At 71.0% G+C, this 24,004-nt stretch carries 20 protein-coding genes, 1 tRNA gene and 1 pseudogene; 12 read left to right on the top strand and 10 right to left on the bottom strand.

What is annotated here, in order from left to right:
- The first annotated feature begins 103 nt into the window (after positions 1 to 103).
- The 7 genes from ACWEVP_RS15685 (at position 104) to ACWEVP_RS15655 (ending at position 7,110) form a co-directional block, all read left to right on the top strand.
- Entirely contained in the window at positions 104 to 1,492 is a 1,389-nt protein-coding gene (locus ACWEVP_RS15685) for a condensation domain-containing protein (protein WP_452063230.1), read from the top strand.
- A 73-nt stretch (positions 1,493 to 1,565) separates the two neighbouring features.
- Complete coding sequence (locus ACWEVP_RS15680) at positions 1,566 to 2,378, top strand: SAM-dependent methyltransferase (RefSeq protein WP_452063229.1); 813 nt, start codon at positions 1,566 to 1,568, stop codon at positions 2,376 to 2,378.
- 214 nt (positions 2,379 to 2,592) lie between these two features.
- Positions 2,593 to 3,165, top strand: a complete 573-nt coding sequence (locus tag ACWEVP_RS15675) for a YceI family protein (protein WP_452063228.1) — start codon at positions 2,593 to 2,595, stop codon at positions 3,163 to 3,165.
- 79 nt (positions 3,166 to 3,244) lie between these two features.
- Complete coding sequence (locus tag ACWEVP_RS15670; RefSeq protein ID WP_452063227.1) at positions 3,245 to 4,846, top strand: MFS transporter; 1,602 nt, start codon at positions 3,245 to 3,247, stop codon at positions 4,844 to 4,846.
- Positions 4,847 to 5,100: 254 nt separating this feature from the next.
- A complete protein-coding gene (locus ACWEVP_RS15665) occupies positions 5,101 to 5,529 on the top strand; it encodes a DUF6069 family protein (RefSeq protein WP_452063226.1) in 429 nt (142 codons plus the stop codon).
- A gap of 26 nt (positions 5,530 to 5,555) precedes the next feature.
- On the top strand, positions 5,556 to 5,912 hold the full coding sequence (locus ACWEVP_RS15660) for a YciI family protein (protein WP_452063225.1): 357 nt from the start codon (positions 5,556 to 5,558) through the stop codon (positions 5,910 to 5,912).
- A 4-nt stretch (positions 5,913 to 5,916) separates the two neighbouring features.
- Positions 5,917 to 7,110 carry an RNA polymerase sigma factor gene (locus ACWEVP_RS15655; RefSeq protein ID WP_452063224.1) on the top strand — a complete coding sequence of 398 codons (1,194 nt, stop codon included), beginning with the start codon at positions 5,917 to 5,919 and terminating at the stop codon, positions 7,108 to 7,110.
- A gap of 63 nt (positions 7,111 to 7,173) precedes the next feature.
- Here the strand turns inward: ACWEVP_RS15655 and ACWEVP_RS15650 are convergent, their stop codons facing one another.
- The 5 genes from ACWEVP_RS15650 to ACWEVP_RS15630 form a co-directional block, all read right to left on the bottom strand.
- Entirely contained in the window at positions 7,174 to 8,604 is a 1,431-nt protein-coding gene (locus tag ACWEVP_RS15650; RefSeq protein WP_452063223.1) for a trehalose-6-phosphate synthase, read from the bottom strand.
- Positions 8,601 to 9,815 (bottom strand): MFS transporter, encoded by a 1,215-nt coding sequence (locus tag ACWEVP_RS15645; protein ID WP_452063222.1) that lies wholly within the window; start codon positions 9,813 to 9,815, stop codon positions 8,601 to 8,603. Before ACWEVP_RS15645 ends, ACWEVP_RS15650 begins: the two co-directional genes overlap by 4 nt.
- A gap of 4 nt (positions 9,816 to 9,819) precedes the next feature.
- Positions 9,820 to 10,596 (bottom strand): hypothetical protein, encoded by a 777-nt coding sequence (locus ACWEVP_RS15640; protein ID WP_452063221.1) that lies wholly within the window; start codon positions 10,594 to 10,596, stop codon positions 9,820 to 9,822.
- A 187-nt stretch (positions 10,597 to 10,783) separates the two neighbouring features.
- The gene (locus ACWEVP_RS15635) at positions 10,784 to 12,328 is read right to left on the bottom strand and encodes a 4-hydroxyphenylacetate 3-hydroxylase family protein (RefSeq protein ID WP_452063220.1); all 1,545 of its coding nucleotides are present in this window, start codon (positions 12,326 to 12,328) and stop codon (positions 10,784 to 10,786) included.
- Positions 12,325 to 13,575: an acyl-CoA dehydrogenase family protein gene (locus ACWEVP_RS15630; RefSeq protein ID WP_452063219.1), complete on the bottom strand. Its 1,251-nt coding sequence runs from the start codon at positions 13,573 to 13,575 to the stop codon at positions 12,325 to 12,327. The genes ACWEVP_RS15635 and ACWEVP_RS15630 overlap by 4 nt, the downstream gene beginning before the upstream one ends.
- Positions 13,576 to 13,886: 311 nt before the next feature.
- Here ACWEVP_RS15630 and ACWEVP_RS15625 point away from each other — a divergent pair.
- Together ACWEVP_RS15625 and ACWEVP_RS15620 are read left to right on the top strand one after the other, a co-directional pair.
- Positions 13,887 to 14,267: pseudogene (locus ACWEVP_RS15625) on the top strand (epoxide hydrolase N-terminal domain-containing protein); the annotation flags it as partial.
- 861 nt (positions 14,268 to 15,128) lie between these two features.
- A complete protein-coding gene (locus ACWEVP_RS15620; RefSeq protein WP_452063312.1) occupies positions 15,129 to 16,361 on the top strand; it encodes a cytochrome P450 family protein in 1,233 nt (410 codons plus the stop codon).
- A gap of 217 nt (positions 16,362 to 16,578) precedes the next feature.
- On the opposite strand, the gene ACWEVP_RS15615 is transcribed toward ACWEVP_RS15620, so the two are convergent.
- From ACWEVP_RS15615 to ACWEVP_RS15600, 4 genes are all read right to left on the bottom strand, one after another.
- Entirely contained in the window at positions 16,579 to 16,785 is a 207-nt protein-coding gene (locus ACWEVP_RS15615) for a hypothetical protein (RefSeq protein WP_452063218.1), read from the bottom strand.
- Positions 16,786 to 17,126: 341 nt separating this feature from the next.
- Positions 17,127 to 17,203, bottom strand: a tRNA-Arg gene (locus tag ACWEVP_RS15610).
- A gap of 1,326 nt (positions 17,204 to 18,529) precedes the next feature.
- Entirely contained in the window at positions 18,530 to 18,904 is a 375-nt protein-coding gene (locus ACWEVP_RS15605) for a peptidase inhibitor family I36 protein (RefSeq protein WP_452063217.1), read from the bottom strand.
- A 174-nt stretch (positions 18,905 to 19,078) separates the two neighbouring features.
- On the bottom strand, positions 19,079 to 20,122 hold the full coding sequence (locus tag ACWEVP_RS15600) for a LacI family DNA-binding transcriptional regulator (protein ID WP_452063216.1): 1,044 nt from the start codon (positions 20,120 to 20,122) through the stop codon (positions 19,079 to 19,081).
- Between the two features lie 52 nt (positions 20,123 to 20,174).
- On the opposite strand from ACWEVP_RS15600, the gene ACWEVP_RS15595 reads away from it, so the two are divergent.
- The 3 genes from ACWEVP_RS15595 to ACWEVP_RS15585 all read left to right on the top strand — a co-directional run bounded on the left by ACWEVP_RS15595 (position 20,175) and on the right by ACWEVP_RS15585 (position 23,368).
- Positions 20,175 to 21,356: an MFS transporter gene (locus ACWEVP_RS15595; protein ID WP_452063215.1), complete on the top strand. Its 1,182-nt coding sequence runs from the start codon at positions 20,175 to 20,177 to the stop codon at positions 21,354 to 21,356.
- 52 nt (positions 21,357 to 21,408) lie between these two features.
- Positions 21,409 to 21,978, top strand: a complete 570-nt coding sequence (locus tag ACWEVP_RS15590) for a TetR/AcrR family transcriptional regulator (protein ID WP_452063214.1) — start codon at positions 21,409 to 21,411, stop codon at positions 21,976 to 21,978.
- A 238-nt stretch (positions 21,979 to 22,216) separates the two neighbouring features.
- Positions 22,217 to 23,368, top strand: coding sequence for a sensor histidine kinase (locus tag ACWEVP_RS15585; RefSeq protein ID WP_452063311.1), 1,152 nt, complete (start codon positions 22,217 to 22,219; stop codon positions 23,366 to 23,368).
- On the opposite strand, the gene ACWEVP_RS15580 is transcribed toward ACWEVP_RS15585, so the two are convergent.
- Positions 23,342 to 23,980 (bottom strand): phosphoglycerate mutase family protein, encoded by a 639-nt coding sequence (locus ACWEVP_RS15580; RefSeq protein WP_452063213.1) that lies wholly within the window; start codon positions 23,978 to 23,980, stop codon positions 23,342 to 23,344. The genes ACWEVP_RS15585 and ACWEVP_RS15580 overlap by 27 nt on opposite strands.
- Positions 23,981 to 24,004 lie beyond the last annotated feature (24 nt).

The raw sequence follows: 24,004 nt of genomic DNA, 5'->3' as shown, positions 1-24,004 counted from the left end.
GGACGGCCAGCACGGACCGAGATGCCCGCGTCCTGGCGGGCGGGCACGATGAACCGCACCGTCTTCACGGATGCGACCGGGCGATGAGAGGAATTGCAGTCCGATGACCCTCGAACAACAGTCTCCGGCCGCCGACGACGTCACCGACAGGCGGCAGCTTTCGGCCAGCCAGGCGTTCATGTGCGCTTTCGACCAGGGCAACGACGACTTCGGCGCGTTCGGGCCGCGGAACATCGTCTCCGCGGGCTGGCGCGTGCGCGGCCCGCTGGACCTGGACACCCTGCAGTCCGCACTGGACGACGTCGCAGCGCGCCACGAAGGGCTTCGCACGCTCATCGTCCGGAACGAAGGAGAGCCCTACGGCCGCGTCCACCCGCCGGGTTCCGTGCGGCTCGCGGTCAGCGACCTTTCCCCGGCGGTGACCGAAGCCGACCGGGAGCGGCGCGCGCACGAGTTCCTCAACGAGGTCGAGTGCGCCGACCGGTGCGACATCGGCGAGATGCCGCTGCTGCGAGCCAGCTTGGGGCGGTTCGACGACGGCGACGCCGTGCTCGTGCTCGTCACCCACCACTCGGTCAGCGACGCCTGGTCCATGCACCTGATCCTTCGGGACCTCGCCACCTGCTACGCGAACCGCCGGGGGTTCGCCGAACCCCGGCTGCCGGCCATGCGGCAGTACGGCGAGCACGCGAGCTGGCAGCAGGAGCAGCTGGCCGGCCGGCGCGCGGTCGGCGCGCGCGAATACTGGCGGACCAAGCTGGCGGGCGCGAAGTTCCTCACCGTCCCCACCGATCGGGTGCGGCAGCCGGGGCGCCGTCCGTCCTATTCGGTGTACCGGTTCTCGTTCGAGCCGGAGCTCTTCAGCGCCGTCAACGCGCTGGCGAGGTCTTCGCGGAGCTCGTCCTTCATGGTTCTCTACGCGTGCTACAACCTTTTCCTGCACCGGAGGACGGGTGCGACGGACATCGTGGCGTCGACCTTCATGGCCGGCCGCGAGGAGCCGGCGTTCGAGGACACCGTCGGCCTGTTCTTCAACCTCGTGCCGATGCGGACCGACGTCGCCGGCTGCGCGTCCTTCCGCGACCTGGTGCACCGGACCCGCGCCACGATGCTCGAGGCCATCAGCTACGAGCTGCCGTTCCGGGAGGTCCTGCTGCAGGCCGACCCGGGCCTGATGGAACCGTTCATGGATCCCCACGGGGTCGTCAGCACCTTCGAGGTCAACCACTACCCGCAGACGCTCGCGGAAGAGCCCATCGGCGATCTCCGCTACAGCGGCCTGCGCCGGCGCCTGCTGTCGGCCACGGACACGTCGGAAATACCGAACGGCAGCCTGTGGGACTTCGACCTGGATCCGGCAGGCGACATCCTGGGCCTGGTGAAGTACAACAGCTTCGAGTTCGACGAGTCCACGATCGTCGCGATGGTCGCCCAGTACCGGGAACTGCTGCGCGCGTCGCTGGCGTCCCCGGATGCGGCGTTGCCGGCGTGAAGCAACCGGGAGGACGCCGCACCGGGGGCACGCTGAAATCCTGTAGTCAAACCCGACGCCAGAGGGGAACCCCGTGAGCGAACTGAACTGGAACCCGGCCGAGGTCGCCGACTTCTACGACGGCGCGAGCGCGTTGGCCGACAAGTACTTCGGCGGCTACCAGCGGCAGGGTTACTGGTACGACGAGAACGACGACGCTTCGCTCGAAGAGGGCGCCGAGCGCCTCACCCGCAAGATCGTCGACACCCTCGGGTTGCGACGCGGAGAGAGCCTGCTGGACGCCGGGTGCGGTTCCGGCACCGCGTCGATCGACATCGCCGCCGCGTACGGCGTCGAGGTCACGGGCATCACGATCAGCCCGGTCGAGGCCGCGAACGCCCGGGCTCGGGCGGCCGCGAGTGACGTCGCCGGCCAGGTCCGGTTCGAGACCGGCGACTACCATTTCCTGTCCTTCCCCGAAAACCACTTCGACGCGATCGTGGCGTTCGAATCGCTCTTCAACGCCTTCGACCTCGAGAAGGCGCTCGGCGAATTCCACCGCGTGCTCCGGCCCGGTGGCCGCGTGGCCATGTCCGAAATCTCGAAGACGACGGAAGTCTCGCCGCTGAAGAAGCCGTTCCCCCTGGCGCGCGAGCCCATGACCGCGGAGGGCTGGACCAAGGCGTTCGAGGCCGCGGGTTTCGTGGTCGAGGAACGGATCCAGAGCAACCGCGTGTACGTGAACACCGGCAAGCGCCACACCGAGCACTTCGAAAAGGTGAGCGGCCGGCTCACCGAGGAATTCGGCGCGGAGATGACCGAGGGGATCCGGCAGGGGATGCGCGAGGCGTTCCACCTGGGGCCGGAGGACGTCACCTACCTGATCCTCTGCGCCAGGAAGCAGTAGCACCACCACGCAGGTGCGGCGGATGGCAGCGAGACCACGAATGGCCGGGTGACGTTCCAGTCACCCGGCCATTCGTCGTCCCGGCCGGCGGGCCGGGCATTCTCGAAGATGCCGGAGCCGGTCGCCTGCTGTGACAATCCCAAGGGACGGCTGCCGGTGCCCACACCGGCGCCTCGACGGGAAATCGGCATTCGTTGATTCGGGAGGAACAACTGTGAGCGAGACTGTGGAGACCGTGGGCCGGAGCCCGTTGCCCGGCGTGACCCCCGGCACGTGGGTGATCGACACGGCGCACTCGTTGGTCGGATTTTCCGTGCGTCACCTGATGAGCCGGGTGCGGGGTCGCTTCGCCGAGTTCTCCGGCGAGATCGTGGTCGGCGAGACGCTGGACGCGTCGTCGGTGCACGTGGACATCGAACTGTCCTCGGTGGACACCGCGAACGAGATGCGCGACAACCACCTGCGCAACAAGGACTTCTTCGACGTCGAGCAGTCCCCGAAGATGACGTTCGCCAGCACCGCCCTGCGTGCGGCCGGCGACAAGTGGGTGCTCATCGGAGATCTGACGATCCACGACATCACCAAGGCGGTGGACATCGAGGTCGAGTTCCTCGGCGTGGACCCGACGGGCCTGCAGGGCGAGCCGCGCGTCGGTTTCGCGGGCAAGACCTCCATCAGCCGCAGTGACTTCGGGATCACCTTCGGTGTCGCGGCCGACGGCGCGAAGGTCTTCGTCGGTGACCAGGTCGAGATCTCCCTCGAGGTCGAGGCCGTCTTCAGCGAGTGAGCGCGGCGACCGGCCGGGTCGCCATGACAACCGGATGAAAGCGCGTCGCTTCGGGTGCGCGCCGACGACAGGATTTGGTGTGACTACTGCAGACACGGGGCGCCCACCCGGGCGGCGGGAATGGCTCGGCTTGGCGTTGCTCTGCCTGCCCACGTTTCTCGTTTCGATGGACTTCTCGGTGCTGTACCTCGCTGTGCCGCACCTGACCGCCGACCTCGCGCCGAGCGGTGTCCAGCAGCTGTGGATCGTGGACATCTACGGCTTCGTGATCGCGGGTTTCCTGGTCACCATGGGAACCCTCGGCGACCGCATCGGGCGGAAGAAACAGCTGCTCGCCGGCGCCGCCGTGTTCGGCATCGCCTCGGTGGTCGCGGCGTTCTCCAGCAGCCCGGGCATGCTCATCGGCGCCCGCGCGGTGCTCGGTTGCGCGGGTGCCGCGGTGCTGCCGTCGGTGATGGCCCTGGTCACCGGCATGTTCACCGACCAGAAGGACCGCGGCCGGGCGCTGGCCATCTGGACGGCCTGCTTCATGACCGGTTCGACGCTCGGCCCGCTCGTCGGCGGCGTGCTGCTCCAGTACTTCTGGTGGGGCTCGGTGTTCCTGGTGTCCGTGCCGGGGATCGTGCTGCTGCTGGTGTTCGGTCCCGGCCTGCTGCCGGACCAGAAGAGCCCGTCGGCCGGGAAGCTCGACCCGGTCAGCGTGGTGCTGTCCCTCGCCGCGATCCTGCCGTTCGTCTACGGGCTGAAGGCGCTGGCCCGCGACGGCTGGGCGTGGTTCCCGGCGGCGGCGCTGGTGTTCGGGATCGCGGTCGCCGTGGTGTTCGTGCAGCGGCAGCGGCACCTGGAACACCCGCTGCTCGACCTGCGGCTGTTCGGCAACCGCATCTTCCGTTCGACGGTCATCATGTTCTTCATCTCCGCACTGGTGGGCGCGGGCAGCCTCCTGTTCGTCACGCTGTACCTGCAGAACGTCATCGGGCTCACCCCGCTCGCCGCCGGCCTGCTGCTGCTCGTGCCCAACGCACTGATGATCATCGCCAGCCTGACCACCCCGCGGCTGGCCAACCGCATCCGGCCGTCCTACCTGCTCGCGGGCGGTATGGCCGTCGCCGCGATCGGGTACGTGATCTTCACGTTCACCGGCTCGGCTTCCGGTCCCAGCACGATCTTCTTCGCGATGTGCGTGGTCATGCTCGGCACCGCCCCGCTGGCGGCGCTGGCCAACCACCTCGCGATGGGTGCGGTGCCGCCGGAGAAGGCCGGTTCGGGGGCGTCGATCGTCCAGACGGCCACGGAGTTCGCGATCGGGCTCGGCATCGCCACGCTCGCCACGGTCGGGACCGTCGTGTACCGGAACAACCTGGAAGGTTCGCTGGGCGCGGTCCCGGCCGGCTCGGCGAACGCGGCCAGGGAAAGCATCGACCGCGCGGTCGACGCGGCCAAGGGCCTGCCCGGCGCGCAGGGGAGCGGCCTGCTGGCCGCGGCCCGGGACGCGTTCACGTCCGGCCTGCACGTCGTGGGCGTGATCAGCGCCGTGCTCTGCGCCGGACTGTGCGTGCTCGTCCTGCGAGCGTTCCGGGATGCCAAGAACGCGCATGGCGGCGTGGACGAAACGACGCAGCAGCCGGCGGCCGCCGAACCGGTGGCCGAGACCGCGCCGGTCATCGAAGGAGCGGCGTAGGAACGGCGGGATCGCGTCAGCTGAACTGACGTCCGTGGATGGCGTACGGCTCGAAGCCGTACGCCATTCCGTCGTGAACGGGCGGTTTCCGTGCCGCTCCGCGGGACGGCACACCCCGTGGTTCATCCTTCACGACGAGTGGCGCCAAATGGAGAAGGAAATTTTTTCCGACCGGTGTCGAATGGTGTCGAGTCCGTTCGTAGTCATGATGAGAGACCGGAACAGAGCCGGTCGCCACAACACGGAGGCACACGTTGTCCGTCACCGCCAACACCGCGACCACCACCACCGCTGCCGCCACCACCACCTCGACGAAGTCCCTCGTGGTCGGCGGTCTCACCGCCACGGCCGTCGCGGCCGTCGCGACCACGGCCGTCGCCGGGCTGGGCAAGCTCGCCGGGAACAGCCTGGCCGTCGGCGGTGCGCCCATCCAGCTTTCCGGGTTCGCGCTGCTGACCGTCGTCTTTTCGGGACTGGGCCTGGTGCTGGCCCTGGTGCTCGCCCGGAAGGCCCGCCGGCCGCGCACGGCGTTCGTCCGCACCACCCTGGTGCTCACCGCCTTGTCGCTGGTCCCCGACCTCGTCGTGGACGCGGCCGTTTCCACGAGGCTGCTGCTGATCCTCGCGCACCTGGTGGCCGCCGCGATCGTCATCCCGGCGATCGCCCGGCGCCTGCACGTCTGATTCCCCCGGTTCGAAGGAGCTCGTCCGTGAAGAAGTACCTGCTCGCCGTCCACCTCGACGAAAGCGCGCCGCCGCCGTCCGAAGCGGACCTGCGGGCACACCTTGCCCGGACGGGGCAGGTCACCGACGAAATGCGGGCCGCGGGCTCGTGGGTGTTCGTCGGTGGCCTGCTGCCCTCCCACGCCACCACAGTCGTCCACCCCGGCAACGGCAGCTCCACGGTGACCGACGGCCCGTTCGCCGAGACGAAGGAACAGCTCGGCGGCATCTGGGTGATCCAGTGCGAGGACCTCGACCAGGCGCTGGGCTGGGCCGAGAAGTGCGCGGTGGCTTGCCGGTGCCCGATCGAGGTGCGCCCCTTCGAGGATTCCCGCCGGGCCTGAGCGCATGAACCTGGACAGCGTCTACCGGGCGGAGTACGGCCGGTGCGTGGCCACCCTGACACGCCTTCTCGGCGACATCGGGCTCGCCGAGGAGGCGGTGCAGGACGCCTTCGCCGTAGCCCTCGAAAAGTGGGGTGAGGCGCCGCCGCCCAACCCCGGCGCGTGGATCGTGACCGCCGCCCGCAACCGCGCGATCGACCGCCTGCGGCGGGAGTCGACGCGGGAAGCCCGCTACGCACAAGCACTTCTGCTGCACCAAGCCGACGAACCGGAGGAGGTGGGACCCGTGCGGGACGACCAGCTGCGCCTGATCTTCACCTGCTGCCACCCGGCGCTGTCCCCCCTCGCGCAAACCGCGCTCACCCTGCGGTTGCTCGGCGGGCTCGAGGTGGCGGAGATCGCCCGCGCGTACCTCGTGCCGGAAGCCACCATCGCCCAGCGCATCGTGCGTGCGAAGAAGAAGATCCGCGATGCCGGCATCCCGTACCGGGTACCCGCCGAAGCGGAGCTGCCCGACCGGCTGCCGCCGGTCCTCACCGTGCTCTACCTGATCTTCAACGAGGGGTACACGTCCACTTCGGGCGGATTGCTGCGGACGGACCTGAGCCTCGAAGCGGTCCGCCTGGCCAGGGCACTCGCCGAGCTGATGCCCGATGAGCCCGAAGTGCTCGGGCTGCTGGCGCTGCTGCTGCTCGTCGAAGCCCGACGCCCCGCGCGGGTGGGCCCGGCGGGGGAGCTCGTGGTGCTCGCCGAACAGGACCGGTCGCTGTGGGACCGCGAGCTGATAGCCGAAGGCCACGAGCTGGTGCGGCGCTGCTTGCGCCGCGGACAGCCGGGGCCGTACCAGCTGCAAGCCGCGATCAACGCCGTCCACACCGACGGGCCGGCCACCGACTGGGCGCAGGTGCTCGCGCTCTACGACCAGCTGCTGCGGCACAGTCCGACGCCGGTCGTGGCGCTCAACCGCGCTGTCGCCGTCGCGGAGGTGCACGGGCCCGCACTCGCCCTTGCCGCCATCGCCGAGCTCGAGCTGCCGGGCTACCACCTGCTACCCGCCACTCGTGCCGATCTGCTCGCCCGGCTCGGCCGGACCGCCGAAGCGGCCTCCGCCTACGACGAGGCGATCACCTTGGCGACGAACGCCACGGAGCGGGGCTTCCTGGAGAAGCGCCGGGCGCGGCTGGGCACCGGCGCCTGATCCGGCCGCGCGGTCCCGGCCACCGTCCGGGACCGCGCGGCGCGCCAGGCAACCGAGCCGCGGTCAGACGGCGATACCGAGCCGGCCCGCGCCCGGGTAACCCGCCGGGGCGAACACCTCCTCCAGCCACCGGCCCGCGCTCTCCGCGCGGAGCAGCGCCCGGCGTTCGGCGGCCCCGTCCGCTCGCGTGCCCCGCCCGCTGAGCGCGGTCTCCATCGCCGTGCTCGTCCCGCCGATGTCGAACGGGTCGATCGGGACGGCGAACCGGCCGAGCTGCTCGTACACGCCGGCGTTTTCCGACAGCAGGAGCGACGCGGAGTCGGGGAGGACCAGCGCCGCCTCCTTGGCGAACAGGTTGAGCCCGTCGTAGGTGGAGTTCACCAGCGCGGCGTCGCACATGCCGAGCGCCGCGATGACGCTGTTGCGCGAGCCGCCGCTCGTCCCCGGGTAGATCAGCGAGACGGCCTCCCGGTCCAGGCTGCCGAAGCGGTCGTTGATCCGCCGCACGATCGCCTCGTTCTCCTCGCGGTAGGCGTCGTGCCGGGCGCTCGCCCGGCTGGGCACGGTCGCGATCGACGCGAACCAGCATTCGTCCGCCAGCTCGGGGCGCCGTTCCAGCATCGCCTCGTAGGCCAGGAAACCCCGGGTCATGTTCTTCCAGAGGTCCAGCCGGTCGGCCCGGGTCAGGATCCGCCTGCCCCCGGCGAGCGCGGCGAGCCGGCTTTGCCAGCGAGCGGTCGCGGGCTCTTGGCGCACCCGCTCCACCGCGTCCACGTCGAGCGGGAAGGGCACGGCGACCATCCGCGTCGTCCGTCCCCGGTGACCGACCGTCCAGCCGTCGATCGTGGCGTCCGGCAGGTACCGGCGGCAGCAGGCGAGGAAGGCGTCCACCCACCGTCCCGAGTGGAACCCCACGACGTCGCACCGCAACAGGCTTTCCAGGATCTTCGTGCGCATCCAGGACGGCAGGATCGAGAAGTAGTCCGGCTCGCACCACGGCGTGCCCAGGAAGTACGCCAGCCGGTTCGCGCGCGTCCCCTGCTCGGCGTAGAACTCCGGCACCAGCATCAGGTGCGGGTCGTTGATCAGCACCAGTTCGTCCGCGGAGCCGCCCGCCAGTTCGCCCAGGCGGTTCGCGTAGGTCCGGTTGACCGCCTCGTACCCGGCCCAGGCGCCGGCCATGTCGCCGTCGACGACCGGTTGCGTGGACGTGTCGTGCAGGTAGTGCAGCAGGCCGAGCAGCAGTCCGATGGACACGGTGTCGTAGTGCTGCCGCCGGGCTTCTTCGGGTAGCTCCAGCGGATGCAGCCGGACTCCGCCGTCCAGGTCCACGGGGCCGGCCGGCGCGCTGCCGGGCGGCGCCGTGAAGACCCAGTGGCCGCCGTGTTCGGAGAGCAAGGAGATGAGCATCGGCACGAGCCCGCCGGGCGAGCGCGGCAGCAGCCCGCCGTCGTCCCACCGGGGGCAGCTGTTGCTGAGGGTCAGCAATTTCACGAGGGAATCCTCCTCAGGAAAAGGAAAACGGCAGCCGGTACACCGATGAGGCAGAAGGCCGCGTAGCCGCCGAACTCGGCCACGAGGCCGGACAGCGGCCCCGCGGCGGCCGCGGCGAGGCCCATCATCACTTCCGCGATGCCCTCCACGTGTGGCCGCGTTCCGGCGGGGACGGCCGCGCCGAGCAGCGTGCTGCCGCCGACGACGCCGCAGTTCCAGGCGACGCCGAGGATCAGGAGGTGAACCGTCATCACGAGGGCGCCGGAGTGTTCGACGAACAGGCCGCTCACCATGGCGACGGTCAGCAGCAGACCGCCCAGCCGGGCCACCCCCGCCGGCCCCTTCCGGTCGGCCAGCAACCCCGTCAGGGGCGCCACCGCGAACATGCCGGTGACGTGCAACGCGACGACGGCGCCGACCTGACCCAGCGAATGCCCGTGCTCGGTGAGGTGGACCGGCGCGATGGTCATGACACCGACCATGACGAAGTTCGTCGCGGCCAGGACGCCGACGGCGACGACCGCCGTCCGGCGGCGCACCGTGTCGGCGAGGACGGTCACGAGCCCCGGCCCCGGCTCGGGCCGCGACGCGGGCACCCCGGACCGGGTGGCGAGCAGCACCCCCGCGACGCCGAACGCGAGCACGGCCGCCAGGTACAGCCCGGCCAGGGGCGGCAGGCCCATCGCCCGCGCGACGGACCCGCTCGGGCCGAGCAGGGTGGGGCTGACGATGGCGCCCAGCGCCGTGGCGGCGAAGACCACGCCGATCGCGTGGCCCCGGGTGCCGTCGGTGGCGGTGTCCATGGCCGCGTACCGCGACATGAACACGGCCGAGTTCGCCACGCCGAGGAAGAAGCTGCCGGCGAGGAGCAGGGGCAGGTTCTGCCCGAGCGCGGCCAGGACGACGACCACCGCACCGGCCGCACCGAGGGCGTAGCCCAGCGCGAGTCCCCGCAACCGGCGGCCGATCGCCGCCTGCCGGGCGAGCAGCGGTGCGCCGGCGGCGGAGCCCAGGACGAGCAGTCCCAGCGGGACACCCGCCATCGCCGGTGTTTTCGAGATGTCCACGGCGAGCAGCGCGCCCGCCGTGCCGCCGGCGGCGAGCCCGGTGCTCCCGATCGCCGTCGCCACCGCCAGCAGGGCGAGCGCCCGGCGCCGTTGCCTGCTCTCGCCGGGGATCGAGGAGCGGGGGCCGGCTTGAGGCGTTTTCATCGGGTCACGCCGCCAACGCGTCTCCGGCCATGGGAACGGACTCGTAGCTCAGCCGCCCGGCCGCCGTGGCGTGGCGCATGGCCGCCGCCATCTTCAGGGGGTCACCGGCCTGGACCAGTGCGGTGTTGACCAGGGTGGCGGCCGCACCCAGCTCCATGGCGAGCGCCACGTGCTTCGCGCTGCCCAGGCCGCCTTCGACGATGACGGGGATGTCGCACTGCTCGATGATGGCGCGGATCGGCGCGGGGTCGACGATGCCGCGACCGGAGGCCACGGGGGCGGCCATCACCCGCAGCGCCGAGCACCCGAGCTCCACCAGTTCCCGGGCGACGCCGAGGTCGGGCAGGATGAACGGCAGCAGGTGCGTGCCGCCCGCGCGGAGTTCGGCCGCGGCTTCGACCGTCTGCCGGTTGTCCGGCATGTTGTCGTGGCCGCGCACGTCGAGCTTCAGGATGTCGATGCCCAGCGAATCGCGCAGGATCTGGGCGGTCCGCAGCGCGCTCTCCTTCGACCGGGAGAAGGATGTCGTGCCGATCCACACGAACTGGTCCAGCGGCAGCACTTCGTCGAGGTCCGACAGCAGCAGGCTGGAGCGCCTGCTGTCCGGGTCGACGGTCGTGATGAACACGTCGGCGCCCGTCGCCTCGAGCACGTTCTTGACATCGGTCACCGAATCGTACTGCTCGATCCCCACGATCAACCGTGACCGGAATTCGGCGTCGCCGATCCTCAGCCACGGTTCTTCGCTGCGTGCGGCTTTCAGGTCATGGATTGTGCCCACAACAACTCCCTTGTCCACGATGTGGTCGAATTTTCGGCAGGGGTTTCGTGAGGAGTAGCATGGTGCCGTCGCGGACGTATGAGCAACTTCGAGCATGCGTGCCTGCCGGCGCGGGTTTTTCGCTCACGCCAATGGATCCGGCGGGCGCGTGGCCCCCCGGATCCCTTGGCGGTGGTTCGGCCGCTGCTCAGCTGAGGAGATCGCGGCCCATCGCGCCGAGCTGGTCGAACGAAGCGAGATCGGGAACGGTCCAGCCGTCGAGGTCGTATTCGGCCAGGCAGGTCTCGACGAATTTCTTGTAGCCGTCGAGCTGACCGTCGGCCAGCTGGCTCTGGAGCAGCTCCACGCGGGTGTTTTCGTGGTTTCCGGTGTAGTTGCGTTCGTAGAGTTCGTGGCGGCCGCCGAATTCGGTGCCGACGGCGTCCCACAGCAGTTTCATGACCTTGACGCGCTGGATCGCGTCGATGCCGTGGGAGCCGCGGAGGTATTTGTCGAGATAGGGGCGGATGTCTTCGTTGCGGAAGTCCTTCGCGCTGGAATTGAGGTAGATGAGGCCGCTGGCGACGTCCTGGAGGACGATTTCCCGGATCCGGGCGTAGCCGAGCTGCGAGAACCAGCGGAACGCCATCCCGTAGTTCGGGTTCGGCAGCACGGCGCCGTTGCGCCACTGCACGGGGTTGCGCGCGGCGGCGTCGGAGAGGCCCCAGAAGAGGTTGCGCCACGCGAGGACTTCGCCCAGCCGGGCCTGCACGCCGCGGAAGTCGCTGACGCCGGTGATTTCGAGTGCTTTGGCGAGCAGGCCGGCGAGGAATTCGAGTTTGACGGCGAGCCGGGTGCAGCCGTGGAACCAGGCGCGCGCGTTGAACCCGGAGTGCCCGGCGAACATGCCCACCTTCACGACGTCGCCGTAGATGAACACGTTCTCCCACGGGACGAGGACCTTGTCCATCACCAGGACGGTGTCGTTTTCGTCGAACCGGGAGGAGAGGGGGTAGTCGAACGGGCTGCCGGTGAGCGTGGACGCCGCCGCGTACGACTGGCGGCAGATGAGCTTGAGCCCGCGAGCCCCCGTCGGGACGGTGGCCACCAAGGCGAACTTGCGGTCCTTGATCGGCAATCCCGTGTGGGCGATGAAGTTGTAGTGCGTCAGCGCCGACCCGGTGGCCACGACCTTGGCACCGGAGACGATCAGCCCGTCATCGGTTTCGCGCTCCACGTGGATGAACACGTCGGCGACTTCGTGGGGCGGCCGGTCACGGTCGACGGGCGGGTGCACGATCGCGTGGTTCCAGAAAAGGACCTTCTCCTGCGACTCGCGGTACCAGCGGCGGGCGTTGTCGGCGAAGGGGTTGTAGAAGTCGGCGTTCACGTTCAGCGTCCCCAGGAACGCCGCCTTGTGCTCCGGGCTGCGGCCCAGCCAGCTGTAGCTGAGCCGCGCCCACTCGGCGATGGCCCGCTGGTCGGCGACGAGGTCCTCGGCGCTGTGCGGGGTCGTGTAGAAGCGGTGGGTGTAGCCGCCGGGCCCGCCGGTGTCGGTGGCGGTGGTGAGGACGTCGCGGTGCTTCGGGTCGTGGAGCGCGTCGTAGAGCCGCGCGGTCATCCTCGCCGGGTTGTGGAAGGCGGGGTGCGCGGTGACGTCCTTGACGCGTTCGCCGTAGAGGTAGATTTCGCGGTCGTCGCGCAGGCTCTCGAGGTATTCCGCGCCGGTCAGCGGACGGGTGGGTTCGGTCATCGCGCACCCGCCAGGCCGAAGACGAGCTCGGCCAGCTGCCGGTTGGCCACCTTGGCGAGGAAGAGGCTCACCCCGGCGTGGCTCTGCAAAGTGGACATGTCCCGCCAGATCCGTTCGAGGCGTTCGCCGGCGCGCACCGCGCTCGACCCGGCGGTCGGGAAAAGGTGTTCGGACAACGCGGTCCACGACAGCCGGACGGCTTCCCGGCTGATCAACGAAAGCCGGACGTCCACCTCGCGGGTGAACGCCGCCGAACCGCGCGCCGCGGTGTCGTGCCACTGCCGGGCGCCGTCCGCCAGGGCCGCCTGCGCGGTGGCGATGCGGCCGGCGGCCTCGCCGAAGTGGAACTGGAAGTCGGGATCCTGGGCGCGCGAGGTGATCGGCGGGTAGATCGTCGTGCGGTCCCGCATCAGCTGGGTGTAGATGTCGAGGGCGCCGGCGACCATGCCGGTCGCCAGCGCACCGTTCTGGAACTGGATCATGCTCAGCACGCCACCGCCGTACAGGGGGTTGCCGTGCAGCTCCAGCCCCGGCGTGCCGTCCGCGACGGAGGCCAGGCCGATGTGCGTGCCAGGCAGCGCGAAGTGGCTCGGGATGTGCGCCTTCTCGATCTTGATGCTGTGCGAGCCGCTGCCCCGCAGGCCGAGCAGCCCGCCCCAGTCCTCCAGCCGCGTCCACTGGTCACGGGGCACGACGAACATCATCGGGCTCGGCTGTTCGCCGTCCTCGCCGGCCACGAGCGTGTGGCCGATGAAGTGGGTGGCGTACGGCGAGCCGGAGCAGTACCGATGGATGCCGTCGACGATCCAGCCGCCGTCGTCGGCCCGCTCGGCGAACCCGACCGGCCCGATCGTGCCGGGGCTGATGAAGTCGCCGCCCGCGAAGAGTTCGTCCTGCGCGGCTTCGCCGAACAGGGTCGCGGCGACGTGGGCGTGCGAGGCACCGAAGGTGTACATCCAGGCGGTGGAACCACAACCACGAGCGAGGGCGGCGACCACCCGCAGGTAGGTGTCGAGGCCGAACTCGTAGCCGCCGTACCGCCGCGGGACGAGCAGGCGGTAGAAGCCCGCGTTGAGGAATTCGTTGTGCGTGTCGAGGCCGTAGTACCCGCGCTCTTCCGTTTCCTGCTGACGATCGACGAGGTCGACCGCGATGCGCTCCGCACGCGCCACGACCTCTTCCGCCGTCAGTCCCGGCTCGGGTGGAGGCGGATAGCCGTCTGCGGGCAGACTCCTGGCGGCAGTCATGTCGTCTCATCCCCTTCGGCGAACGTGGTCCGTCATCGAGGATCACATCGGTGTCCGGAGTTGACATCCTTGGGAATGCGGTGCTTCGAACGCCGGATTTCCGGCCCGCAAAAGAGAAGACGCGCGAGCCCCCGGACCAGGGCAGGCTCCGAACCGGAATATCCGGTGACCTCGCCTGCGAAATCCGCGCGCCCGGGGAGGGGTCCGATGTGGACCGCGTTCGCGCCGGCTCCGGCTCGGCAATCCAGGAGACGCACGGGAATCGCGCGCGGCACTCCGGGCCCAGCGGCCAAGACGCGGCAACGCAAGAGATGTGCCGCATTCGGCGCGGCGCGAGGATGGTCGCGGTTCCGTATCAGCCGCAATTGCACCGATCTGAGGCGAGCATGCAGCCGTACCGAGTCGAAATCCCGCAGGCAGCCATCGACGATCTCCGCGCGCGGCTGGCCCGCACCCGCTGGCCGGAGGAACTGCCCGACGCGGGGTGGGACCGAGGGGTTCCGCTCGCCTACCTGAAGGAGCTCGCCGAGTACTGGCGCGGCTCCTACGACTGGCGCGCCACCGAAGCGGCGCTGAACAGCCACCCGCAGTTCGTCACCGAGATCGACGGCGCACCCGTCCACTTCATCCACGTGCGCTCGCCGGAGCCCGACGCCCGACCGTTGCTGCTCACCCACGGCTGGCCCAGCTCCGTCGCCGAGTTCCTCGACCTGATCGGCCCGCTCTCCGACCCGCGCGCGCACGGCGGCGACCCGGCCGACGCCTTCCACCTCGTGATCCCCGCGGTGCCCGGCTACGGCTTCTCCTCACCGCTGCCCGCGACCGGGTGGGACGTTTCGCGCATCGCCTCGGCCTGGGTCGAGCTGATGCGCCGGCTCGGCTACCGCGGCTACCTCGCCCAAGGCGGCGGCATCGGCTCGGTGATCTCCACGGCGGTGGCGACGATCGACCCGGGGAACTGTGCGGGAGCGCACGTCACCATGCTGCTGACTTTCCCGAGCGGTGACCCGGCCGAGGTCGCCACGCTGAACGACGGCGACCGGGAGCGCCTCGACCTGCTCGGCAAGTTCGTCCAGGAGCTTTCCCCCTACGTGAAGCTGATGGAGACCCGCCCACGGACGCCGGCCTACGCGCTCACGGACTCGCCGATCGGCCTGCTGGCCTGGATCGTGGAGCGCTTCAAGGAATGGACCGACTGCGGCGAGGTTCCCGAGGACGCGATCAGCCGCGACAAGATCCTCGACGCGGTCTCGATCCTCTGGCTGACCGCCACGGCCGCTACGTCCGCCAATTTCTACTACGAGGGCGCCGCCGCGATGCGCGCCCTCGCCGGCGAGAAACCGCCGCCCCCCGCCGTCCCGGTGGCGGTCGCCGTCTTCCCGCGCGACCTCGTCCTGCCGATCCGCAGCTTCGCCGAGCGCGACCTGCCGACGCTCGCGCGGTGGACGGAGTTCGACCGCGGCGGCCACTTCCCGGCGCTCGAGCAGCCCCGCCTGCTCATCGACGACGTCCGAGCCTTCGCCCGTTCTCTTCCGTCTCCGAAAGGCCAGCCCATGGAAAGCCGTTGCCCCATCCTGGACACCACGGGACATGACATCCACGGGGAGGCCGCCCGCCTGCGTGCTCGGGGCCCGGCGACCCAGGTCGAGCTGCCCGGCGGGGTCCTCGCGTGGTCGGTGACCCGTGCGGACGTGATCAAGAAGCTGCTGACCGACGCAAGGGTCACCAAGAGCGCCCGCAACCACTGGCCGAAGTTCATCAACGGCGAAATCCCGCCCGACTGGGAGATGATCAGCTGGGTCGCGATGGACAACATGGTCACCGCCCACGGCAAGGACCACGTCCGGCTGCGCCGCCTGGTCGGGAAGGCCTTCACCCCCAAGCGAACCGAGGCCGTCCGCCCGCAGATCGAGGCGCTGACCAACATGCTGCTCGACGGGCTCGCCGCCGGCGATCCGGACGAGGTGGTCGACCTGCGCGAGCGGTTCGCTTACCCGCTGCCGGCCATGCTGGTCGCCGAGCTGATCGGGATGGACGAGCAGGCCCGCGCGGCCACGGCCAAGGTGATCGACATGATGGTCGACACCACGGTCACCCCCGAGCAGGCCCAGTCCGTCCTGGCCGGCTGGCGCTCCTCCATGGCCGAGTTGATCGCGAACAAGCGCGCCAACCCCGCCGAGGACATCACCAGCGACCTGATCGCCGCACGCGAGGAGGACGGCTCGCGGCTGACCGAGCAGGAGCTCGCCGACACGATCTTCGCGATCCTCGGCGCCGGTTCGGAGACCACGATCAACTTCTTCGACAACGCGATCACCGCGCTGCTCACCCACCCCGACCAGCTGGCGCTCGTCAAGTCCGGGGCGGCCACCTGGAACGACGTGATCGACGAGACCCTGCGCGTCGAGTCTCCGCTGGCCTCGCTCCCGCTGCGCTACGCGGTCGAGGACATCGACCTCGGAGACGGCGTTACGATCCCGAAGGGCGACGCGATCCTGGTCAACTACGCCGCCATCGGCCGTGACCCGTCGCTGCACGGCGAATCGGCCTGCGACTTCGACATCACCCGCGCCGACAAGGAACACCTCTCCTTCGGTTTCGGCCCGCACTTCTGCCTCGGTGCCGGCATCGCCCGCCTGGTGGCGGCCATCGGCCTGTCGACCCTGTTCGACCGGTACCCCAACCTGGCCCTGGCCGTCGACCCCGCCGACCTCGAGCCCCTTTCCACGTTCATCATGAACGGCCACCGGGCCCTCCCGGTGTACCTGAAGGGTGCCGGCCGGTAATCCTTCGCTCTCGAAAGGGCGGCTTCTGCGCGGCGCTCGCCGCACGGACGCCGCCCTTCCGCACGCCGGCGATCGGTACACCACCGCAGCGTTCCACGTCCACCCGGAAATCTGCGTGCCGCCGGAGCCAAGCGCGACACCGAGTCCCGGGCAGTGGGGAGCCGCCCGCGGCGGTGGCCCCGTATCTCTCGCGCATCGTGGGGTGGCCAGCGCGGGGTCAGGCGGCGTCCGATGTGGAGGACGATGGTTCGGTCACCGGGTCTGGCGCCGGTGCCGGAGCGGATTTGCCGCGCTCGGCGAGGTACTGCAGCTTGATCAGGTGCCGCCGGACGAGACCCGCCCGCCGCGCCTCGTCGAACGCCGCGCGCGCCGCGCGGTTGTTCCGGCGCCGCCGGTGCCGTCCGCGGGCTTGGTCGTGGTCCACGGTTGACCGCCTCCTCGGTAGTCGGTGTTGGTTCGCTCGATCGGGTGGAAGCGTCGGGATCGCAGCCGTAGCGGCGGCGTCATGGCTCGCCGTGACGGTTCGGTGACGAGGAAACACACCGGCTGCCCGGCCGATCAGGTAACAAGGTTGTCTCGAGACGAACTCGGTCGGGCCCGTTCCGCCACCTGGCGGCTCACGCGGTGCGACGTCCGGCCCTGGGTGCAACCGGAAGGGTGACCACCACCGTCCACAGTGGGGACGTCGGGAAAGGGGCTCCGAGGGCGGGCCGGGCACGGTGACCGGGAGACGTCGTGCGCAGCCGCGCACGACGTCTTCCCTGGTGGCGCCCCCGGCAGGACTCGAACCTGCGACCTAGAGATTAGAAGGCTCTTGCTCTATCCAGCTGAGCTACGAGGGCCCGCGCCGACGGCTGCTGCCGGCAACCCGGCACTGGCAGCTTAGTCGTCGCCATCCTCTCGATCGTTCGACACCGGCGAATCGTTTCAGGTCTCGTTCGACGGAATTCGGAAGTTCGGTGGAAGCGCCGTCGAGAGCGTGGTGTAGACCTCCTTGAGTGTCGGGTGCGGTGCTGAGGGTGACCGGACGGGCTTCCGGACCGGCTCCGAACCTGTAACCTGGCGATCAGAAGGCTCTTGCTGTGTCCAGCCCGACCACGCTCGCCCGCACGTCCCTGCGGCCGGGCAGGTAGCGCCGCGAGCGTCCGCACGCCGCTGCTTGCCCGCCGCGGCGGGCGGCGCGGGGGTCTCCTCACCAGCAGGTTTGCCTCGTAGTGGCTTGCCTTGATCGATTGATGAGCTGTTCTGCTGGGTCGCCGCCTCGGCCCGGCGGCCGAAGTGCGCGGTTCGTGGGGTTGTCTTTGCGGTGGGTGGTGGCGGTCGGCTGACTGCATTCGTCGGTCGAGGGGTGTCGGGGCAGTTGGTTGTCGACGGTCGGCTGCGGTGAGGTAGCTGGGTGGGTCGCCGCCTCGGCTCGGGGGCCGAGGTGCGCGGTTGGTAGGTCGGCGAGCTGTTGGTGCGGTTCGTGGGGGTTGTTTCCACAGTGGGTGGGTGGCCGCCTCGGCTCGGGGGCCGAGGTGCGCGGTTGGGTGGGTTGGTGAGCTGTCGGTGCGGTTCGTTGGGGCTGTCTTCGCGGTGGGTGGCGGCCGGCTGACTGCATTCGTCAGCGGTGGGCCGTCGAGGAGGCCGGTTGTCGATGGTCGGCTGCGGTCAGGTGGCTGGGATGCCGATGGGTTGCTGGCGGACGCCGGTCTCTCGGGAGTGGATGGGTCCGCGAGGCGCCGGTTGTGGGTGGCTCCGGGGCAGGTGCCCAGCCGCTGGGGCGAGGGACCGGGCCTGTCGGGAGTGAACGGGTCGGCGGGAAGCCGCTTGTGGGTGACCGGCCGCCGTGAGGTGGCCGGGCGGGCGGTCTTGCCCGCCTGCGGTGGTCGGCGAGAGACCGAGGCAGCTTCTCCCGCCCTCCTGGGCGGTCGCCGGTAGGGCGGGGCCGCGACAGCTCGGCCGGGCGTCTCATGGCCACGCTGGGCCCGCCCGCGGCCCTGAGAGGTGCCCGGGCGGGTAGAGCACCCCGCCGAGACCCCCTGGGAAGCCCGTGGGCGCGCCCCGCCGCTGGGGCGCGCCCACGGGGTGGGGCCGCTGTCGGGGGAGCGGCCCCGGTCGGGTCCGGCCGCCGCCGCGAGCCGGCTCCCCCCTTGGAGCGGACGGCGGTGCGGGCCCGGGTCAGCGCGTCACTCCCAGAGCTGGATCCCGCGGACCAGGAACGGCGCGTCCGGCACGAACGTGCCGCCACCCGGGTAGGTGACGAAATCTCCCTCCGTCGAGCATTCCTCGCTCTGGTACACCGTGACGTCCCGCGTCAGCAGATTCGCGAACGACGCCCCGGCGAATCCCTCGGGCAAGGGAATGCATTCCCCTGGATTCGCCGTGCGCAAGTCGATTCGCGAGATTTCGCCGCCGTAGCCGGTCGCCGACCACAGGCAGAATTCCCCCTTCTGGCACCCGGGATCGGACGCGGCCTGAGCGGTTCCGACACTGGTCAGGAGCCCCAACGTGGCCAGGATCAGCAAGTGCGGCAACCGGGCGCGGAAACGGCGTGCGGACATCGTGGATTCCCCTCTGGATTCGCGGCCTCCGGGCCGCGGTGAACTGGTGATTCCAGATTGGCGGGTGGGGGAAGATTTGTCAGCCCCGCGATTTCGGATCTGTGGACAGGTCGGCGCTCGGAGTCCGGTTGTCCACAGATCCGCGAACGGTCTTGCGGGGGCGCGGACCCGGTGCTAGGCGGGGCCCGTGCTGCCCCGCACCACCAGGGAGACCGGCACTTCGGCGGGCGCCGGCACCGAGCCGCCGCCCAGCAGCCGCAGCACCAGCTCCCCGGCGATCCGGCCCTTCGCCGCGAGGTCCTGCCGGACCGTGGTCAGCGGCGGTGACGACCACGACGCCGGCGGGCTGTCGTCGAACCCGACCACCGAAAGCTCGTCCGGGACACCGATCCCCAGCTGCCCGGCCGCCGCGAGCACCGCCAGCGCGAGCTGGTCGGACATGCACAGCACCGCGCTCGGCCGCGGCGTCGCCCGCAGCAGCGAAAACGCCCCGGGCAGGGCGCTCTCCACGCTCAGCCCGGCCGCTTCCTCCACCACGACCGGAGCCGGACCCAGCTCCGCCAGGTACCCGGCGAGCCGTTCGCGCGTGTCGTGGAAGACCGCGGCCGAAGCAACCGGAACCGGACCCCCGCCCGGCGTGATCCGGCTGGCCGCGGCGAAGATCCCGAACCGCCGGTGCCCCAGCGAAACGAGGTGCCGCGCCGCCAGCGCCGCCCCCGCCCGGTCCGCGCAGCCGATGCGCGCCGCGCCGGGCAGCAGCGGCTGGTCGATCACCACCAGCGGCAACCCCCGCGCGCGCACCGAATCGAGCGCCGGGGTGCCGTCGGCCAGCGAATACGCCACCGCGATGTCCGCCTGCGCCGTCAGCACGCGTTCGGCGGCCGGCCCGCCGGAAGGCCCTCCCGGCAGGAGCAGCAGGGCGTGGGGGTCGACGACCCGCGCCAGCGCGTCCAGCGTCACCGACAGCGCGGGGTCGGAGAACGCCGCCGACAGCGACGTGTCCAGCAGCACCGCGACGGCCCCGGTCCGGCTGGTGGCGAGGCTGCGCGCGGTCGGGTCCGGGCCGGCGTAACCGAGCGACGCGGCCGCCCGCAGAACCTGCTCACGCAGCCGGGAAGACAGCTGGTCAGGCCGGTTGTACGCGTTCGACACGGTGGCCCGCGAGACGCCGACGGCCGACGCGACGTCGTCGAGCGTGGGACGGCGGCGCCGGGTCATCCGCGCAGTGTAGCCATGGACTTTCTGAAGCGCTTCAGTCACGCTGAGGGCCATGCAGCGGGATCGGATCGCGGTGTTCGTCGTCTTCGCGCTCAACGGCCTCGCACTGGGGTCCTGGGCGTCGCGCACGCCCGCGCTCGCGAGCCAGGTGCACGCCTCGCCGGGCGTCTTCGGCCTGGCGCTGCTCGGTGCCAGCGTCGGGATGCTCGCCGCCGCGTCGGTGTCCGGCCGGATCATCGAACGGGCCGGTGCGCGCGTGGTCGTCGCCGGCAGCACCGTGAGCGCGGCCGGCTCGATGGTGCTGGTCGGGTTCGCGCCCACCGTGCCGCTGCTGGCCGTCGCCCTGCTCCTGATCGGCGCGAGCGTCGGGATGCTCGACGTCGCCATGAACGTCGCCGCGGTCGCCGTCGAACGCCGGATCCGCCGCGCGATCATGCCGGAGTTCCACGCGGGCTTCAGCTTCGGCGCGCTCGCCGGGTCGCTGGCCGCGGGCCTCGCCGCCGGCCACGGCTGGTCGCCCGGGCGGCACCTGACCGTGGCCGCCGTCGCCGCCGTGGCGGTGCTGCTCCTCGTCGTCCGCGCGGTCCCCGGCAGCCGGCCCGAGCACCACGAAGCGAGCACGCCGAGCCGGGCGCCGATCCGCCGCCCGGTGCTGTGGCTGCTCGCCGCGGTCGCGTTGTGCTCGGCGATCGCCGAAGGGGCGTCGTCGGACTGGTCCGCGCTGCTGATGACGGTCGAACGCGGCGTCGGCCAGGGCGCCGCGGCGCTCGCCTTCGCCGGCTTCCAGCTGGTCATGGCCCTGACCCGGCTCGCCGGCACGTACGCGCAACGCCGCTTCGGCCCCACGCGCTGCCTGGCCGCGGGGTCGGTGCTGGCCGCCGCCGGGCTGCTCGCCGCGGCCGCGATCCCGGTCGCCGCGGTCGGCTACGCCGGGTTCGCGCTCGCCGGCGCGGGCCTGGCCGCTTCGTTCCCGATGGCCCTCAGCCTGGCCGGCGACGCCGGGAAGCGCGGCGACGGCACCGGCGGCGAACGCGAGATCGGCTTCGTCACGGCCATCGCCTACACCGGGTTCCTGGGCGGCCCGCCGATCGTCGGCGGCATCGCCCAGGTGACGGACTACGGCATGGCGTTCGGGTTCGTCGCGCTCGTCGCCGCGCTGATCCTGCCCGCCGCCCTCGGTGCCCGCCGCGCGCGGAACCGGGAGGAAGCGGCCGCCGGTCAGCTCGCCGTGTAGTACTTTGCCTGTAGTGGTTATCCGTCGAGCACTGAGGCTGGAGTGGTGACGAGTGGCGCGCAACCCCGGGCGGCGGGCGGCCCTGCTCGACGCCGCCATCGAAGTCTTGGCGGCCGAAGGCGCGCGCGGGCTGACGTTCCGCGCGGTCGACCAGTGGGCCGCGGTGCCCGCCGGGACGGCGTCCAACTACTTCGCCGGCCGCGAAGAAATCCTCACCGGTGCGGGTGAGCGCGTCTACGAACGGCTGGTGCCGGACGAGGCGACGCTCGCCGCGCCGTTCGAAGGCCCGCGTGACCGTGCCCGCCTCACGCAGCTGATGCACGAGCTGGTCGAGCGCGTGGCCGCCTTCCCGACCGGGTTCCTGGCGCTGCTCGAACTGCGGCTGGAAGCGGCCCGCCGGCCGGAGTTGCGCGCGGTGCTGACCCGGCGGATCCGGGCGGACCTCGACTTCAACGTGACCAGTCACCTGAAGACCGGCCTGCCGGGGGACGCGACGACGGTCAAGCTGCTGTGGCTGGCGTTGAACTGGCTGATCGTCGAGCGGCTGACACTGCCGGACCTGCTCGGCCCCGAGGAACGCCGTGCCCTCGTCGAGGACCTCGTCGAACGGCTCATCCCGTAACCGGATGGCCCAGCGCCGCGACGCGCTGACGCCCGAATCGTGACGTGCGACCGGGATCCGGGCGCTTCGGACGTGCGTCTCTTCCGTACGGCCCCTACCGCCGTGGCCCCGTTGACAGTGCGGAACCGTGCGGGGCAAGCTGAGCGCGTCGTAAGCTGAAATGAATGATCCGACGTTACGAGTTCAGGTGGGCTGGTCAGGGTAGGGGCCTTGACCCGGGGAGGACGTCGTGAGGGTTGTGCTGCTCGGCGGCGCGGGGGCGCTCGCCGGCGGAGCCGGGCTCCCGCTCGTGCAGGGGGCGGTGCCGAGGCTCGTGCTCGTGCCGGTCGCGTTCCGGCTCGCGCTGTTCCTGCAAGCGATCTGGGCCGGGGGCCCGCTGGGCGCTCCGGTGCTCGGCCTGGCCATCGCGCTGTACCTCGTGCCGAACCTGGCCGAGGTGGCCTGGGTCTTCCACCGCAGCACCGGCATCCGGCCGGTGCTCGCCGCCGATACCGCGTACACGCTCGTCACGAGCTTCGCCGCGGCGCTGTTCGCACCGGCGCTGCTCGGCCTGACCTGGCCGAACATCATGGGCACGGTCATGGTCTGGACGCTGCTGCGCGGCGCCCCGGCCGGCGCCGTCGCGATCACCGGCGCCGTGCTCCTGCGCTACGGCATGGCCGCGGTGTCCGGGACGTCGGCGCCCGCCACGTGGATCGTCCTCGCCCTGGTCGCGGCCGCCGCGACGGCGCTGGCGATCGTCGCGCTCGTCGCCGGTTCGATGCGGTTCGCGCACCGGCTGGGGGAGCAGCGCGGCCGGGCCGCCGAACGCGAGCGGCACCGGCGCGACGTCCACGACACCGTGCTGCAGGTGATGGAGTCGCTGGCGTTGCCGGCGCCCCGCGACGCCCTCGACCCGGTCGGCAGCCTCGACCAGGTCCGCAGCATCGCCCGCGCGCACGCGCTGCGCCTGCGGCTGAGCCTCGACGGCGACGCCCCCGCCGAGCCCGGCGGCCTCGAACACCGGCTCGGCGCGCTCGCGGTCGAGATGACGGCGGAAGGCCTGCGCGTCGACCTCGTTCCCCTCGCGAAGCCGTCGGAAGTCCCCGAGAGCGTCGTCAACTCCTTGCACGACGCCGCTCGCGAAGCGCTGCGAAACACGTTGAAGCACGCGAAGACGTCGAAAGCCGTCATGTGCCTCGAAGAGCACGACGGCGTCGTCACGGTCTCGGTGCGGGACCACGGAACGGGTTTCGACGTCGGCGCGCGCCGCGGCGGCTTCGGCATCGAGCACTCGATCCACGCCCGGATGGCCGAGATCGGCGGCACCGCGCGGATCGACTCGGCGCCCGGCCAGGGCACCCGCGTCGTCCTGACCGCGCCGTTAGAGCTGGGTTTCCCCGTCGGGTGAGTCGCGCCACTGCGCGAACGGCCGGTCCAGCGACCACTTGCCGCCGGACTCGGAAACGACGCGGTGTTCGCAGGTCCCCGGGTTGGACAGGGATTCGAACAGCTCGATGCTCCAGCCGAAGAGCCGGCGGCACAGCAGCCGCAGCGTGAGCCCGTGCGACACGATCAGGACCGTCTCGGGGTGACTTTCGTCGCGCACGCGCAGGTCCGACAGGAACGCCGCGACGCGGTCGTCGACGTCCGCGCCCGACTCGCCGAACGGCAGCCGGTAGAAGAAGTGCCCGAACTCGTGGCGCCGCGCCTTCTGGATCTCCTGGTCGGCCGGGTCCTGGAGGTTGCCCCAGTCCTGTTCGCGCAGCCGCGGCTCCTGCAGCAGCCGTTCGCACGAGGCCTCGATGTCCAGCAGCCGCAACGTCTCCCGCGTCCGCAGGTACGGGCTGACGTAGACCGCGGGCCGCTCGCCGTCGAGCAGCCGGGCGATCCCCGGGCCCGCGGCAAGCGCTTCCCGCCTGCCCTTTTCGGTCAGCGGCAGCGCGTGGTCGGGGATCCGCGTGTAGGCGAGCTCGTCGACGTTGCCCAGCGACTCGGCGTGCCGCAGCAGGATCATCTTCACGCTCCCATCCTGCCCGTCACACGG

This window comes from Amycolatopsis sp. NPDC003865, from assembly GCF_053605345.1.
The sequence above is the reverse complement of the archived record's forward strand: the minus strand, read 5'-3'. Positions and strand labels throughout refer to the sequence as shown.

Excerpts from the sequence above, each read along its gene's own strand:
- ACWEVP_RS15685 (WP_452063230.1), top strand. The coding sequence starts at position 104 with ATGACCCTCGAACAACAGTCTCCGGCCGCCGACGACGTCACCGACAGG.
- ACWEVP_RS15655 (WP_452063224.1), top strand. The coding sequence starts at position 5,917 with ATGAACCTGGACAGCGTCTACCGGGCGGAGTACGGCCGGTGCGTGGCC.
- ACWEVP_RS15645 (WP_452063222.1), bottom strand. The coding sequence starts at position 9,815 with ATGAAAACGCCTCAAGCCGGCCCCCGCTCCTCGATCCCCGGCGAGAGC.
- ACWEVP_RS15635 (WP_452063220.1), bottom strand. The coding sequence starts at position 12,328 with ATGACCGAACCCACCCGTCCGCTGACCGGCGCGGAATACCTCGAGAGC.
- ACWEVP_RS15630 (WP_452063219.1), bottom strand. The coding sequence starts at position 13,575 with ATGACTGCCGCCAGGAGTCTGCCCGCAGACGGCTATCCGCCTCCACCC.
- ACWEVP_RS15620 (WP_452063312.1), top strand. The coding sequence starts at position 15,129 with ATGGAAAGCCGTTGCCCCATCCTGGACACCACGGGACATGACATCCAC.
- ACWEVP_RS15605 (WP_452063217.1), bottom strand. The coding sequence starts at position 18,904 with ATGTCCGCACGCCGTTTCCGCGCCCGGTTGCCGCACTTGCTGATCCTG.
- ACWEVP_RS15600 (WP_452063216.1), bottom strand. The coding sequence starts at position 20,122 with ATGACCCGGCGCCGCCGTCCCACGCTCGACGACGTCGCGTCGGCCGTC.
- ACWEVP_RS15595 (WP_452063215.1), top strand. The coding sequence starts at position 20,175 with ATGCAGCGGGATCGGATCGCGGTGTTCGTCGTCTTCGCGCTCAACGGC.